The organism is Pantoea sp. FN0305 (assembly GCF_050113845.1).
In the GTDB taxonomy this organism is placed as follows: Bacteria; Pseudomonadota; Gammaproteobacteria; order Enterobacterales; family Enterobacteriaceae; genus Mixta; species Mixta alhagi.
Window position 1 is genome coordinate 136,461 of record NZ_JBNJSN010000002.1, and the last position, 14,724, is coordinate 151,184.

The following is a 14,724-nucleotide window of genomic DNA, read 5'->3' on the forward strand; positions in this document are numbered from 1 at the left end:
CGGGCCAAACCCTGGCCCGTTGTCGGCAGAGATTAGTAGAGCAGGGAGTATAACAGGCGGCGATATTTAGCCGCCAGCGCATCGCCGGTGCCGAGCGCCGCCAGGATCTCCTGCAGCATTTTACGCGTTTGACCGTCGGCGGCGTTGAGATCGGTTTTCAAAAAGCGATAAAGCAGCTCAAGCGCCTCTTCGTTACGGCCAACCTGATGCAGCTGCAGCGCCAGTTTGCTTGCCAGCTCGGCATTCTGCGGCTCGCTCTCCAGCTGCTGCTGAAGCTGCTGGATTTCCGGAGTATCCGCCGCCTGCTTCAGCAGGTCGATCTGCGCCATCAGCCCCTGATAGCGGGTATCCTGATCCTGCAGCGGAACTACTTTCAGCACGCCTTCCGCCTCATCGCTGCGGTTAAGCGAGATCAAGACTTCAGCCAGCAGAAAGCCGATTTCGCTGGATTGATTACTGAGCTGCCAGGCCTCTTTCAGCAGCGGCAGCGCGTCCAGCGGTTTCCCCTGCTGCACCAGCTCGAGCGCCTGCTGCGCCTTTAGCTCTTCTTCACGCGGCAGCACTTTCTGCAGCAGGGCGCGAATAGCCTCTTCCGGCTGCGGTCCCTGGAAGCCATCGACCGGCTGACCATTCTGGAACAGATAAACCGTAGGAATGGCGCGCAGGCCGAACTGGGAAGCAACCATCGGCTCATTATCGCAGTCCAGCTTCGCCAGCACGAACTGCCCGGCATACTCCTGTGCCAGACGCTCCAGCACCGGCGTAAGCTGCTGGCAGTGCTGGCTGCGTTCAGACCAGAAATAGAACAGCACCGGCACCGTCATGGACTGTTCCAGCGTCTGCTGCAGGTTAGATTCGTTGATATTAATAATCGAAGCGTGTAATGACATGTATGCGTCTCTTTGTCTGATGACTTTAATACGATATTGGGGCGTTGCCTTCGGCTTCAAGCCAAATTTGCGCTGCCGCGTTAGTTGCCGCGTAAAATGCGATCCAGTATCCAGCCTGGCAGCAAGCGCCGCAGCCAACTCATCACATGCGCGACCAGCGTCACAGGATAGCGCAGGCGTGGATGACGGCTCTCCAGCGCATGACGCAGCTTGGGCAGTATCGCCTCCGGTGGCAGCGTAAAGCGTGCCGCAATACCGGGATTTTTAATGGGTTTTTCCTGCTGTGTCTGATTCACGTTGTCGGTAAAGCGCGTATGAATAGGACCGGGCTCTATCAGGCTAACGCGAACGCCGCTGCCATGCAGCTCCATACGCAGAGCATCGGCCCAGGCCTCCAGCGCATATTTACTGGCGGCATAGGCGCCGCGTCCCGGCGTGGAGATCAGGCCCATGACCGAACTGGTATTGATAATGCGCGCATCGCCGCTGGCGCGCAGGGCAGGCAACAGTAGCATTGTTAACTGATGAGTGCCGAACAGGTTGCTGGCAAACTGTTGCTCCAGCTGCTGACGCGTCAGGGTTTCCAGCGGGCCATAAACGCCATAGCCAGCATTATTAAACAACCCATACAGCCGCCCTTCGCTCAGGGCGATCGCCTGTTCCGCCGCCTGCGTTACGCTCTGTGCATCGTTGAGATCGAGCTGAATTCCGGTAAATCCCAACGCATTCATGCGCGCCACATCTTCCGGCTTGCGACAGGCGGCCAGCACGCGATAGCCGCGCATCAAAAGATCGTTGGCTGCAACCAGGCCGATTCCGCTGGAGCAGCCGGTAATTAATACGTTTTTTTGCATAACTTTACGTCCGTGGCTTCTGTGCCGTTTATTACTCATGCTTAACTAGGGGAGCCAGTTCTTTATCCATCAGATCGGTAATAAATGCCTGCGCATCCGGCGCGGGGTGAATACCGTCTTGCTGCATCCACTGTGGTTTAAGATAGACCTGCTCCATAAAGAAGGGCACCAGCGGAATATTGTGTTGTTGGGCCAGTTTGACATAAATGTTATTAAAAGCATCGTTATACCGACGACCATAGTTCGCCGGCAGACGGATCTGCATCAACAGAGGCTGAGCATTGGCCGCCTGAACCGTTGTGATAATTTTACTTAAGTCCTGCTCGATATTTTGCGGTGGGAAACCGCGCAGGCCATCATTACCGCCCAGCTCGATCAATACCCAGCGAGGATGGTGCTGTTGCAGCAGCGCAGGCAGACGCGCTAATCCTTGCGCAGCGGTATCGCCGCTGATGCTGCCGTTGATCACCTCTGGCTGCTGCTGCCATTTTTTATCCAGCAGGGCTGGCCAGGCCTCACTGGCCGACATGCGATAGCCCGCACTCAGGCTGTCGCCGAGAACCAACAGTGATTCTGCGGACGCCACACGCGTAAGTAACAGTAATAACAACAGGAAGGGATAATGCCAGCGGAAAACATTGTTGAAGTTCATCATCTTACTAAATCCGTCGGTGAAGGGGAGCATCAGCTGTTCATCCTTACCGGAGTTGACCTGGTTGTCAAACCGGGGCAGAGCATCGCCCTGATTGGTGAATCAGGATCGGGCAAGTCTACTCTGCTGGGCATTCTCGCCGGGCTGGATGATGGCAGTAGCGGAGAGGTCTGGCTGTGCGGCGAACCGCTGCAAAAAATGGACGAGGAGCAGCGCGCGCAGTTGCGGGCGCGTCATGTCGGCTTCGTCTTTCAGTCTTTTATGCTGGTTCCCACCCTGAACGCGCTGGAAAACGTACAGTTACCTGCATTACTGCGCGGCGATCCTGAGCGACAGAGTCGCGATCAGGCGCAGGCGCTGCTGGAGCAGCTGGGACTGGGAAAGCGGCTGCATCATTTGCCGTCGCAGCTTTCCGGTGGCGAACAGCAGCGCGTGGCGCTGGCGCGCGCCTTTAATGGTCGTCCTGACGTGCTGTTTGCCGATGAGCCGACCGGCAATCTCGATCGGCAAACCGGCGATCGCATTGCCGATCTGCTGTTCTCAATGAACCGTGACAACGCTACCACGCTGATTCTGGTGACCCACGATCTGCAGCTGGCGGCGCGTTGCGATCGGCGGCTGCGCGTGCGTGATGGCAAGCTGTGGGAGGAAGCATGATCTGGCGCTGGTTCTGGCGCGAATGGCGCTCGCCCTCGTTGCTGATCGTCTGGCTGGCGCTCACCTTGTCGGTTGCCTGCGTACTGGCGTTGGGTACGCTGGGCGACCGCATGGAAAAAGGGCTGACGCAGCAAAGCCGCGAGTTTATGGCGGGCGACCGCACATTAAGCAGTACGCATCCGGTGCCGCAGCCGTGGCTGGATCGGGCGCAGCAACTGGGCCTGAACGTCTCCGCCCAGCTCACCTTTATGACCATGACCTTTGCGGGCGAAGCGCCGCAGCTGGCGGCGGTAAAGGCGGTGGACCAGTCTTACCCGATGTTTGGCGAACTACGCACCGAACCACCGGGGCTGAAACCGCAGCCCGGCAGCGTACTGCTGGCACCACGGCTGATGACGTTGCTGGGCGTTAAACCGGGCGATGAACTGGACATCGGCGATACCCGGTTGCATATCGCCGGAGCGGTTTTACAGGAGCCGGACGCGGGTTTTAATCCTTTTCAAACCGCGCCGCGTCTGCTTATGAATCTCGCCGACGTTGAAAAAACCGGCGCGGTGCAGCCGGGAAGCCGCCTGACCTGGCGCTATAAAGTGGCTGGCGCTGCGGAAGCGTTAGGACGCTACGATCGCTGGATTACGCCACAGTTAAAAAGCGATCAGCGCTGGCTGAGCGTGGAAAACTCAGAAGATGCGCGGGGGCGATCGATGCAGCGCGCCCAGCAGTTTTTACTGCTGTCTGTCCTGTTGACGCTGCTGCTGGCGGTGGCGGCGGTGGCGGTGGCGATGAGCCACTATTGCCGCAGCCGCTACGATTTGGTCGCGGTACTGAAAACGCTGGGTGCCGGACGCAGCGCCTTACGCAAACTGATTGTCGGCCAGTGGCTGGCGGTGCTGCTGCTGGCGGCGCTGGCCGGTAGCGTGCTGGGGATGGGCTTTGAGCGCCTGCTGTTAACTCTGCTGCGTCCGGTTCTCCCTGGCGAACTGCCCGCCGCCGGACTCTGGCCATGGATCTGGGCGCTGGGCGCGCTGTTTACCATTTCCCTGCTGGTGGGTCTGCGTCCTTATCGGCTGCTGTTGGCGACGCAGCCGCTGCGTGTACTGAGACAGGATGTCATCACTGCCGTCTGGCCGTTACGCTACTATTTGCCGATCATGGCGCTGGTGGTGATTGCGCTGCTGGTGCTGCTGGTGGGCAGCAGTAAGCTGCTCTGGGCATTGCTGGGCGGGGTGGTGTTGCTGGCGGCGCTGTTGGCGGGGTTGGGATGGGGAGCGCTCTGGCTGCTGAGCCGACTGACCGTACGTCGACTGGCGCTGCGCCTGGCGATAAATCGTCTGCTGCGCCAGCCGTGGGTAACCTTAAGTCAGCTGGCGGCTTTTTCGCTCTCTTTTATGCTGCTGGCCCTGCTGCTGGTGCTGCGCGGCGATCTGCTCGATCGTTGGCAGCAGCAGTTGCCTGCCGACAGCCCTAACTATTTCTTGCTGAATATCAGCCGTGAACAGGTAGCGGACGTGCAGCGTTTCCTGACGCAGCATCAGATTGAGCCCGGCACTTTTTATCCCGTTGCGCGCGTGCGTCTGACAGAGATTAATCAACAGGCCGTGGATCCACGCCGTGACAACGCGCTAAACCGCGAACTTAATCTGACATCGTTATCGCGCCGCCCGGAACATAATCCGATTGTGGCCGGACAGTGGCCGCCGCGCGCCGGAGAGGTGTCGATGGAAGCGGAGCTGGCCGATCGTTTAGGCGTGAAGCTCGGCGATACCCTGACCTTTACCGGCGATACGCAGCAGTTTAGCGCTAAAATTAGCAGCCTGCGTAAAGTTGACTGGGAGAGCCTGCGGCCTAACTTTTTCTTTATTTTCCCGCCGGGAGCGCTGGATGAGCAGCCGCAAACCTGGCTTACCAGCTTCCGTTATGATGGCGGCACCGGGACGCTGGCCCAGCTGAACCGTGCTTTTCCGACGCTCAGCCTGCTGGATATCGGGTCGATGATGCGCCAGATAGGGCAGGTGCTGACGCAGGTGAGCCAGGCGCTGGAAATTATGGTGGTGCTGGTTACCGCCTGTGGCCTGCTGCTGCTGCTGGCTCAGGTGCAGGTAGGGATGCGACAGCGACGGCAGGAGCTGGTGGTTTATCGCACGCTGGGTGCCGGGAAAAAGCTGCTGCGTTCAACGCTGTGGTATGAGTTTACGCTGTTAGGCATTGTGGCGGGTGTGGCGGCGGCGCTGGGCGCTGAGGCGGCATTATGGGGATTGCAGCGTAAGGTGTTCGATTTTCCCTGGGAGCCTGACTACCGGCTCTGGATTGCGTTGCCGTTAAGCGGGGCGCTGCTGCTTTCATTGTGCGGCGGCTGGTTGGGAGTACGGCTGCTGCGCGGTAAAGCGCTGTTCCGCAGTTTCTGATGCTGGCGGTCCGCCGAAAACGGACCGCCATACCGCTTAGCGCAGCGTAGCCTGCGCCCATTCAATGCCGCTGACATACTCTGGCGGCAGCATCGGCACCAACGCCTGAAGCGCAGCCGCAAGGCGCTGCCTGTCGGGATCGCTCAGATTCAGGTGGCCTACTTTACGACCGGGCCGCACCTCTTTTTCATACCAGTGCAGATGCACCAGCGGCTCGCTGAGCCACTGCTGATTAAGCGCCGTGCCGATCAGGTTCACCATCACCGATGGCATACTCACTACCGGCAGCGGCAGCGGCAGGTCAAGAATCGCACGCAGGTGCAGTTCAAACTGGCTGATGGAGGCGCCATTTTGCGTCCAGTGCCCGCTGTTATGCACGCGCGGTGCCAGCTCGTTGATCAGCAGGCCTTGCGGCACCACAAAACATTCCATCGCCATGACGCCAACGTAGTTAAGCTCATGCATAATCGCGCTCAGCATCTGCTCCGCCTGCTGCTGCAGGGCCGGTTCAGGCTGCGGCAAGGCTACGCTGGTGCGCAAGATCCCATCCTGATGCAGGTTATGCGTCAGCGGATAAAACACTGTTCTGCCGTCATGTCCACGCGCGCCCACCAGCGAAACTTCACCAGAAAAGTTGATGCCCTGCTCAACGATGCATTCGCCGTAGCAGTCTCCGGGCAGCGCATCGGTTTCTCCGGCGCGCAAACGCCACTGACCGCGGCCGTCATAGCCGCCGGTACGACGCTTAACAATCGCCAGTTCGCCCAGCTGCGCGAACACCTGCGGCCACTGTTCAGCAGAAGAGAGCAACTGCCAGGGCGCGGTTGCCAGCCCCAGCCGATCGAGCAGCTGCTTTTGCGTTAAACGGTCGGCAAGCAGCGGAAAAATATCGCGGTTCACAAAGGCTGAATGGCGCGCCAGTTCACGCGTCAGCGCGGTTTCCGGCCAGCGCTCAACTTCAGCGGTGATCACGCTCTGCTGAATCGGCAACGCTTCCGGCTCAGCATCCAGACCAACTGGATAAACCGCGATACCCAGCGGTTCGCCCGCCTGACGCAGCATTCTTCCCAACTGACCATTTCCCAGTACGCAAACCGGCTTCATGCTTCCTCCCGCGGATCGGGGTTATTTAGCACCTCATCGGTTTGCGCCTGTCGCCAGGCGGCAAGTCGGGTCGCTAGCTCACGATCGTGTGTCGCCAGAATTTGCGCTGCCAGCAGTGCGGCATTGGCCGCGCCCGCTTTACCAATCGCCAGCGTACCCACCGGAATACCACGCGGCATCTGCACAATAGAATAGAGGCTATCAACGCCGCTCAGCGCCGCGCTCTGTACCGGCACGCCCAGCACCGGCACCAGCGTTTTTGCCGCCAGCATGCCAGGCAGATGCGCCGCGCCGCCGGCACCGGCGATAATCACCTGAAAACCGTTATCCGCCGCGCCTTCGGCAAAGCTGAACAGCTTATCGGGCGTGCGATGCGCAGAAACGATTTCAACATGGAAAGGAACGTCCAGAACGGTAAGGATTTCCGCAGCGAACTGCATAGTGGCCCAGTCACTTTTTGAACCCATGACAATGGCAATGCGGGTCGGGGCGGCGTTAAGAGACATGCGGATGTGACTCCTGTGATTATCCAAAGGTCACCGGCGTGGTTTTCACGCGGTCGGGAAGGGCACAGAGAATAACATGACTCAATCGGAAGGAAAACGGTTGCGTAGCGGGTTTACCTGAGTAAAAGCGGCGTGCTGACCGCTTTTAAAAGGGGAAGTGGATCAGAGACAGGTGCTGCGGGGTAACTTCAATCATTGACCCTTCGCTGTGCCAGGCACCCAGCACCAGACGTTCCGCTGGCTGGCCATTCACTGTCAGCGTATGTACCGCCGGACGATGCGTATGGCCGTGGATCAGCCACTGCACCTGATGGCGTGCCATCGTCTCCATTACCGCCTGAGGATTCACATCCATAATCTCAACCGCTTTATGCTGATTAGCATCTTTACTGCTGTCGCGCATACGCAGCGCAATACGCTGACGCAGCCGCAGTGGCAGGGCGAGAAACAGCCGTTGCAGCCAGCGCTGATGCACTTTACGGCGAAAACGCTGATAGCCTTCATCATCGGTACAGAGCGTGTCACCGTGCATTATCAGCACCGAACGACCATAAAGATTCAGCACCTGCTCTTCCGGCAGCAGCTGCATGCCGCTGGCGCTGGCATAGCGTTTGCCCAGCAGGAAATCGCGATTGCCATGGATGAAGTAAACCGGCAGCGGCAGCGCCTGCAGCGCAGCGGCAATCTGCTGATGCAGTGGATTGGGATCGTCATCGCCGATCCAGGCCTCAAACAGATCGCCCAGAATGTACAATGCATCAGCATTTTGCGTTTCGCGCTGTAAAAAACGCAGAAAACCGGCAGTAATTGCCGGTTCTTGCTGACACAGATGCAGATCTGCGATGAATAGCGTGCGTGACATTACTCGCTAACGGTGACTTTCTGAATGATCACGTCTTCTTTCGGCACGTCCTGATGCATGCCGCTGCGGCCGGTGGCTACACCTTTGATTTTATCAACCACATCCATGCCTTCTACCACTTCGGCGAACACGCAGTAACCCCAGCCCTGCAGGCTTTCGTCACGGAAGTTCAGGAAGTCGTTGTCTGCTACGTTGATAAAGAACTGCGCGGTAGCAGAGTGCGGGGCGGAAGTACGTGCCATCGCCAGCGTGCCGCGGGTGTTTTTCAGGCCGTTGTTGGCCTCGTTACGGATTTCCGCTTTGGTAGCTTTCTGCTGCATGCCCGGCTCAAAGCCGCCGCCCTGGATCATAAAGCCATTGATCACACGGTGGAAAATGGTGTTGTCGTAGAAACCTTCACGACAGTAGTCCAGGAAGTTCTGCACGGTTGCAGGCGCTTTGTCATCAAACGTTTTGATCACGATATCGCCATGATTAGTCTGGAAAGTAACCATAATCTCATCCTGTAAAGGTTGGTGTTTTCAAGATACTGTACCCGCACGCTGAAGCAGAGTGCCAGGCCAGTTTTAACAGACGCCTCTTATAACATAATTCGCGCGCTGGCGTCAGTAAGCGCAATGGGCCTTTTCTGCCTGCCGCAAGTGCGCTGCGCGGTGTACTTTCTTGCATTGCGCGACGCTTACGTGAAAAATAGACCTTCTGGTTTCGTTTATCCGCACACGCTTATACGGAAAGTTCAATGCTTAAAATTTTTAATACCCTGACGCGACAAAAAGAGGAATTTAAACCGATTCATGCCGGAGAAGTGGGCATGTACGTGTGCGGCATTACCGTTTATGACCTCAGCCACATCGGCCATGGCCGTACTTTCGTGGCTTTTGATATTGTGGCGCGCTACCTACGCTACAGCGGCTATCAGCTGAAATATGTGCGCAATATCACTGATATTGATGACAAAATTATCAAGCGCGCCAATGAAAACCGGGAAACGGTAGAAGAGCTTACCAACCGCATGATTGCGGAAATGCATGCTGATTTCCGTGCGCTGAATATTCTGCCGCCCGATCTGGAACCGCGCGCCACACGCCACATCAGTGAAATTATTGAGCTGGTGGAAAAGCTGATTGCTCGTGGTCACGCTTATGTTGCCAGCAATGGCGACGTGATGTTTGCCGTGGACAGCGATGCGGATTATGGCTGCCTTTCCCGTCAGGACCTGGAGCAGCTTCAGGCGGGCGCCCGGGTGGAAGTAGCAGATGTGAAACGCAATCCGATGGATTTCGTTTTATGGAAAATGTCGAAGGCGGACGAGCCAAGCTGGCCGTCACCGTGGGGCGCCGGACGTCCGGGCTGGCATATTGAGTGTTCGGCAATGAACTGCAAACAGCTGGGCGAGCATTTCGATATTCACGGCGGCGGATCTGACCTGATGTTCCCGCACCATGAAAATGAAATTGCGCAATCTACCTGTGCGCATGACGGCCCGTACGTTAATTACTGGATGCACTCCGGCATGGTGATGGTGGATCGCGAGAAGATGTCTAAATCTCTTGGCAACTTCTTTACCATTCGCGATGTGCTGCAGCACTTTGATGCGGAAACGGTGCGTTACTTCCTGATGTCCGGTCACTATCGTAGCCAGCTTAACTATGGCGAAGAGAATCTGAAACAGGCACGCGCGGCACTGGAGCGCTTGTATACCGCACTGCGCCACACCGATGCCAGCGCTGAAGCCGCAGGCGGAGAAGCTTTTGTGGCTCGTTTCCGTGAGGCAATGGATGATGACTTCAATACGCCGGAAGCCTATTCGGTGCTGTTCGATCTGGCGCGTGAGGTCAACCGCCTGAAAGCGGAAGATATGACTGCCGCAAACGGGCTGGCCGCACGCCTGCGCGAGCTGGCGGGCGTGCTGGGCCTGCTGGGTCAGGATCCTGAACTGTTCCTGCAGGGCGGGGCGCAGGATGACGATGTCGCGGAGATTGAAGCGCTGATCAAGATGCGTAACGATGCGCGCCAGGCCAAAGACTGGGCGCAGGCGGATATCGCGCGTGACAAGCTGAATGCGCTTGGCATTGTGCTGGAGGATGGGCCTCAGGGCACTACCTGGCGTCGTAAATAAACCTCTGTAAGGCCGGTACTCACCGGCCTTTTTTTTGCTCTCTTTACTTCCCGCTAACGCTATCCTTTAGCGAGCCCTTTCTGATAAGCTTGCAGTAGCTTGCAGTATCTTGCAGTATCTTGCAGTATCTTGCAGTATCTTGCAGTATCTTGCAGTATCTTGCAGTATCTTGCAGTATTCTGCTGTATATTGCTTTCATGGAGGATATTTATGCATAAAGCCGCACGGCAAAAAGCCTTATTAACGCTGCTCAGCGAGCAGGGACAATCCAGCGTGACGCAGCTTGCTCAGATAATGCAGGTATCGGTTGATACCGTGCGCCGCGATCTGAACGATCTGCAACAGCAGGGGCTGGCGCAGAAAAATCATGGCGGGGCGATTGCGCTGGATCTACCGGCCATGACGCGTCGGGCGCGCAGCGCGCTACTCAACACAACCAAACAGCGGCTGGGAGAAGCGGTTGCGGCGCAGATCCCGCCGGGCAGTACGCTGATGCTGGATGCAGGCAGCACGGTGCTGGCGGTAGCCGCTGCGCTGACCGTTCCGGCGCGGGTAATTACCGCCTCGCTGGATATTGCCTGGGCGCTGAACGATCGCCCGGGGATTGAGCTCATTTTGCTGGGCGGGCAATGGGACACTGAGCAACGCCTGTTCGCTGGTGCCGCCACGCTGGCGATGCTGCAGCGTTATCGTGCCGATATTGCTGTGCTGGGCGCCTGCGCGGTGCATCCCACGCTGGGACTTAGCGCCAGCCATGAGGCGGATGCAGAAATCAAACGCGCCATGCTGGCATTCAGCGCCCAGCGCTGGCTGGTAGCCGATCATTTAAAACTGAATCGCTGCCAGCCTCATCGGGTCGCGGATTTAGCTGAGATACAACGCCTGTTTATCGATCGTCGCTGGGATGAGCTGCCTGCTTTATCCTCTACCGACGTCTCTGTTATCGCTGAAGGAGAACAACATGAGTAACACCGCTACGCCTGCAAAGATGCTTAACGTTGTGCTGATTGGCTATGGTTTTGCCGGTAAAACCTTTCATGCACCGCTGATCTCCGCTACGGCGGGCCTGAACTTGTATGCTATCGCCTCCAGCGATGCCGCCAAAGTCCATGCCGATTTTCCTGGCATGCGTGTGATCGCTGAGCCACAGCAGGCGATCGCCCATCCCGAAATCGATCTGGTGGTGATCGCCTCGCCGAACACCACGCACGCACCGCTGGCGCGTCAGGCTCTGGAAGCGGGCAAGCATGTGGTGGTTGATAAACCCTTTACGCTGGATATGCAGGAAGCGCGGGAGCTGATCGCGCTGGCGCAGGAGAAAGGGCTGTTGCTGTCGGTATTCCACAATCGCCGCTGGGACAGTGACTATCTCGGCGTGCGCCAGGCAATAGAGCAGGGGCAGGTGGGGCATGTGGTGCAGTTTGAATCACATATTGATCGTTTCCGTCCGCAGGTTCGCGTGCGCTGGCGCGAGCAGAACGTGCCGGGCAGCGGCCTGTGGTTCGATATCGGCCCACATCTGATTGATCAGGCGCTTCAGCTGTTTGGCTTGCCGGAGAGCGTTCAGGGCAATATCGCCACGCTGCGTGATAATGCGGAAGTGAATGACTGGGCGCATGCGGTCTTAAATTATCCGTCGCATCGCGTGATCCTGCATTGCAGCATGCTGGTGGCCGGTGGCGTAGCGCGCTTTAGCGTACACGGCACCAAAGGCAGTCTGATTAAAGCACGGGCCGATCGCCAGGAAAGCCAGCTGCTGGCTGGGGTGACACCTGGCAGTGCAGGGTGGGGCGAAGATGATGAAGCGATGGTGCTTTATAGCGGCGAAGCGCAAACGCAGCTGCCTGTGCCAGCGGGCGATCAGCGTCAGTATTATATTCAGATCGCCAATGCGCTGAACGGTGCGCAGCAGAATCCGGTACCGCCTGAGCAGGCGCTGGCGGTAATGGCAGTACTGGAGGCGGCAGTAAAAGCATCAGAAAGCGGTCAGGCCCAGTCGCCAGCGCTCAGCGCCGGGGAAAAGAGTGCGCTGCGTTTTCCGCAGGTGCAGTAACGGTGCAGCAATAAAAAACAGCCGGCTTAGCCGGCTGTTTCACATTCAACAGTGGCGATCTCATCGCCTCAGCGGCATCAGGCCGTTACTGTTACGCGCTGACCCTCAAACTCAACCGTTTGTCCCGCCACAATCTTGCAGCGTTTACGGGTTTCAACCTGGCCATCAACGGTAACCAGTCCGTCGGCAATCAGGTTTTTGGCCACTGCGCCGCTCTCTACCCAGCCTTCAAGCTTCAGCAGGTCGCATAAATCCACATGCGCATGTTTACCCAGGGAAAATGTCGCCATTATACGGCTCCTTTATCGTGATAGTCTTCGCACGCCTGCAGCGTATTTTGGATCAGCGTTGCCACCGTCATCGGTCCAACGCCGCCTGGCACCGGGGTAATCCAGGATGCACGTTCGGCCGCGCCCTCGAAATCGACATCGCCCACTACTTTGCCGCTTTCTAAACGGTTAATGCCCACATCAATCACAATGGCGCCCGGCTTAATCCATTCACCAGGAATAAAGCCCGGCTTACCGACGGCGACCACCAACAGATCGGCGTATTGAATATGATGACGCAGATCTTTGGTAAAGCGATGCGTAACGGTGGTCGTGCAGCCTGCCAGCAGCAGTTCAAGGCTCATCGGACGTCCAACGATATTCGATGCGCCAACCACTACTGCATTCAGGCCGTTGGTTTCAATGTTATAACGCTCCAGCAACGTGATAATGCCGCGCGGCGTGCAGGGACGCAGCAGCGGAGCGCGCTGGCACAGGCGGCCTACGTTATACGGGTGAAAACCATCTACGTCTTTATCCGGGGCAATGCGTTCCAGCACCTTGACGTTATCAATACCCGCAGGCAGCGGCAGCTGCACCAGAATACCGTCGATCTCGTGGTCATTATTCAGGGCGTCAATCAGCGCCAGCAGCTCAGTTTCGCTGGTGGTGACGGGCAGATCGTAAGAGCGAGAGATAAAACCGACTTCTTCGCAGGCGCGGCGCTTGCTGCCAACATAGATCTGAGAAGCGGGATCTTCTCCCACCAATACCACGGCCAGACCCGGCGCGCGTTTTCCGTGCGCCAGACGCTGTTTCACTTTTTCGGCAACTTCAAGGCGCACCTGCTGCGCAATCGTTTTACCGTCGATAATTTTTGCTGCCATCAGTGAAGAAATCCATCTGTTTGAGTGAATCGGGGAATGGGGCATATTTTGTCAGAAGCACAGGCTGCTGTCAGTCCCTGAATCACGCTGGCTGGTTACATCTTCGGCGATGGGAACGACACGGCTGCAAAAACGTTGACTCGTTGTCTTTGCGCCGTATAATTCGACGCAACGCATCAATGCGCCCTTAGCTCAGCTGGATAGAGCACCGGCCTTCTAAGCCGTAGGTCACAGGTTCGAATCCTGTAGGGCGTGCCATTAAATATCAACCACTTATCACTCGCCTCTAGCTTTCAGATTTTCAACGTGGGACAGATTTGGGACACGACTTCCAAAAATCGCGTCAATTTGCCTCGCATGCTCCGTTAAATGGTTAGGCGCCAGATGTGCATAACGCTGCACCATCTCGATGCTTTCCCAGCCACCCATTTCCTGCAGCGCGGATAGCGGAACTCCTGACTGAATGAGCCAGCTTGCCCAGGTGTGTCGAAGGTCATGAAATCGAAAGTCCTCAACGCCGGCTCTTTTTAACGCTGCCCGCCATGCAGTGTTTGAATCGACGCGCATTTTTCTGACGCTGGCCGTTGTCGTTCCGTCATTCCGCTTCACAGCTTCGGTGTGTACGAACACCCAGTTGTGATGCTTGCCAAGCTGCCGCTTCAGAACGGCGCAGGCTGTGTCATTCAATGCAACGCCAATTGCTCTGCCTGACTTGCTTTCCTCCGGGTATATCCATGCCACCTTGCGCTGCATGTCAATCTGCTGCCATTTCAGATTGACGATGTTCGACCGGCGCAGCCCTGTCGCCAGTGCAAACTCTACGGTAGACTTGAGCGGCTCAGGACATTCATCAATTAGCCGCTTTGCTTCAGCGGGTTCGAGCCACCGTACCCGCTTATTTCTTTCCTGCGGCACCTTGATAACAGGTGACTTCTCGATCCACTTCCATTCCCTTTCAGCTGCACGCATCAGCGCCTTCATCAACGCCAGATGCTTGGCCTTCGTCGATGTGGATACCGGCTCCGGCTTATACATCCCAATATCGATTCCTTTCTTCTGCATCGATGCAGCACGCTGCTTCCATCTTTCCGCTGCTTTTCGGTTGGTCATCCTGCTGACCGCAGCGTAAATTTTCGCCTCGCTGATATCCTTCAGAAAAACACCTTCAAAATGCATGAGCCAGAATCCAATCCGGCCCTTATCTGCATCCAGAGATTTCTTGTGCGCTTTCTCTTCCAGCCAGCGCATGCAGGCTTCTTCGAATGTGACGTCAGGAAAGTCACCGAGACGCTCTATTCGCCACAGTTCAGCCTTCCGGCGGTCGTGCAGCTCCTGTGCTTGCTTTCGGTCCTCTGTGCCAAGAGATTCCTTAATTCGCTTGCCGCCCGGCGTCGTGTAACTCCCGTATGTAGTGGCATAGTGAATTTGGGCACCTGAACAGAGGTGATATGCTCACCTCAGAACAT

15 protein-coding genes and 1 tRNA gene are annotated in these 14,724 nt (G+C 57.1%); 6 read left to right on the top strand and 10 right to left on the bottom strand.

What is annotated here, in order from left to right; genetic code table 11:
• Positions 1 to 32: 32 nt before the first annotated feature.
• The 3 genes from ACQE3Y_RS04640 to tesA form a co-directional block, all read right to left on the bottom strand.
• The gene (locus tag ACQE3Y_RS04640) at positions 33 to 890 is read right to left on the bottom strand and encodes a co-chaperone YbbN (protein ID WP_426980981.1); all 858 of its coding nucleotides are present in this window, start codon (positions 888 to 890) and stop codon (positions 33 to 35) included.
• 80 nt (positions 891 to 970) lie between these two features.
• Positions 971 to 1,744, bottom strand: coding sequence for an SDR family oxidoreductase (locus ACQE3Y_RS04645; RefSeq protein ID WP_426974588.1), 774 nt, complete (start codon positions 1,742 to 1,744; stop codon positions 971 to 973).
• Positions 1,745 to 1,775: 31 nt separating this feature from the next.
• Positions 1,776 to 2,396, bottom strand: coding sequence for a multifunctional acyl-CoA thioesterase I/protease I/lysophospholipase L1 (tesA, locus tag ACQE3Y_RS04650; protein ID WP_250652681.1), 621 nt, complete (start codon positions 2,394 to 2,396; stop codon positions 1,776 to 1,778).
• Here tesA and ybbA point away from each other — a divergent pair.
• Positions 2,367 to 3,053: a putative ABC transporter ATP-binding protein YbbA gene (gene ybbA / locus ACQE3Y_RS04655; protein ID WP_250652082.1), complete on the top strand. Its 687-nt coding sequence runs from the start codon at positions 2,367 to 2,369 to the stop codon at positions 3,051 to 3,053. The genes tesA and ybbA overlap by 30 nt on opposite strands.
• Positions 3,050 to 5,458, top strand: a complete 2,409-nt coding sequence (ybbP, locus tag ACQE3Y_RS04660) for a putative ABC transporter permease subunit YbbP (protein WP_426980983.1) — start codon at positions 3,050 to 3,052, stop codon at positions 5,456 to 5,458. Before ybbA ends, ybbP begins: the two co-directional genes overlap by 4 nt.
• A 36-nt stretch (positions 5,459 to 5,494) precedes the next feature.
• On the opposite strand, the gene purK is transcribed toward ybbP, so the two are convergent.
• From purK to ppiB, 4 genes are all read right to left on the bottom strand, one after another.
• Complete coding sequence (gene purK, locus ACQE3Y_RS04665) at positions 5,495 to 6,562, bottom strand: 5-(carboxyamino)imidazole ribonucleotide synthase (RefSeq protein ID WP_426980985.1); 1,068 nt, start codon at positions 6,560 to 6,562, stop codon at positions 5,495 to 5,497.
• Positions 6,559 to 7,068: a 5-(carboxyamino)imidazole ribonucleotide mutase gene (gene purE / locus ACQE3Y_RS04670; protein WP_250652085.1), complete on the bottom strand. Its 510-nt coding sequence runs from the start codon at positions 7,066 to 7,068 to the stop codon at positions 6,559 to 6,561. The genes purK and purE overlap by 4 nt, the downstream gene beginning before the upstream one ends.
• Positions 7,069 to 7,213: 145 nt before the next feature.
• Complete coding sequence (gene lpxH / locus ACQE3Y_RS04675; RefSeq protein WP_426980986.1) at positions 7,214 to 7,930, bottom strand: UDP-2,3-diacylglucosamine diphosphatase; 717 nt, start codon at positions 7,928 to 7,930, stop codon at positions 7,214 to 7,216.
• Positions 7,930 to 8,424, bottom strand: a complete 495-nt coding sequence (ppiB, locus tag ACQE3Y_RS04680; protein WP_249893841.1) for a peptidylprolyl isomerase B — start codon at positions 8,422 to 8,424, stop codon at positions 7,930 to 7,932. The genes lpxH and ppiB overlap by 1 nt, the downstream gene beginning before the upstream one ends.
• 245 nt (positions 8,425 to 8,669) lie before the next feature.
• Here ppiB and cysS point away from each other — a divergent pair, with 245 nt between their 5' ends.
• The 3 genes from cysS (at position 8,670) to ACQE3Y_RS04695 (ending at position 12,102) form a co-directional block, all read left to right on the top strand.
• Positions 8,670 to 10,049: a cysteine--tRNA ligase gene (cysS, locus tag ACQE3Y_RS04685; protein WP_085067661.1), complete on the top strand. Its 1,380-nt coding sequence runs from the start codon at positions 8,670 to 8,672 to the stop codon at positions 10,047 to 10,049.
• A 210-nt stretch (positions 10,050 to 10,259) separates the two neighbouring features.
• Entirely contained in the window at positions 10,260 to 11,018 is a 759-nt protein-coding gene (locus ACQE3Y_RS04690; protein WP_426974584.1) for a DeoR/GlpR family DNA-binding transcription regulator, read from the top strand.
• Positions 11,011 to 12,102 (top strand): oxidoreductase, encoded by a 1,092-nt coding sequence (locus ACQE3Y_RS04695; protein ID WP_426974583.1) that lies wholly within the window; start codon positions 11,011 to 11,013, stop codon positions 12,100 to 12,102. The genes ACQE3Y_RS04690 and ACQE3Y_RS04695 overlap by 8 nt, the downstream gene beginning before the upstream one ends.
• Positions 12,103 to 12,179: 77 nt before the next feature.
• Here the strand turns inward: ACQE3Y_RS04695 and ybcJ are convergent, their stop codons facing one another.
• Positions 12,180 to 12,392: a ribosome-associated protein YbcJ gene (gene ybcJ, locus ACQE3Y_RS04700; protein WP_426974582.1), complete on the bottom strand. Its 213-nt coding sequence runs from the start codon at positions 12,390 to 12,392 to the stop codon at positions 12,180 to 12,182.
• A complete protein-coding gene (folD, locus tag ACQE3Y_RS04705) occupies positions 12,392 to 13,258 on the bottom strand; it encodes a bifunctional methylenetetrahydrofolate dehydrogenase/methenyltetrahydrofolate cyclohydrolase FolD (RefSeq protein ID WP_250652090.1) in 867 nt (288 codons plus the stop codon). The genes ybcJ and folD overlap by 1 nt, the downstream gene beginning before the upstream one ends.
• A 181-nt stretch (positions 13,259 to 13,439) precedes the next feature.
• Here folD and ACQE3Y_RS04710 point away from each other — a divergent pair.
• Positions 13,440 to 13,516: transfer RNA gene (locus tag ACQE3Y_RS04710), tRNA-Arg, on the top strand.
• An 18-nt stretch (positions 13,517 to 13,534) separates the two neighbouring features.
• Here the strand turns inward: ACQE3Y_RS04710 and ACQE3Y_RS04715 are convergent.
• The gene (locus tag ACQE3Y_RS04715; protein WP_426981184.1) at positions 13,535 to 14,683 is read right to left on the bottom strand and encodes a site-specific integrase; all 1,149 of its coding nucleotides are present in this window, start codon (positions 14,681 to 14,683) and stop codon (positions 13,535 to 13,537) included.
• Positions 14,684 to 14,724: the final 41 nt, after the last annotated feature.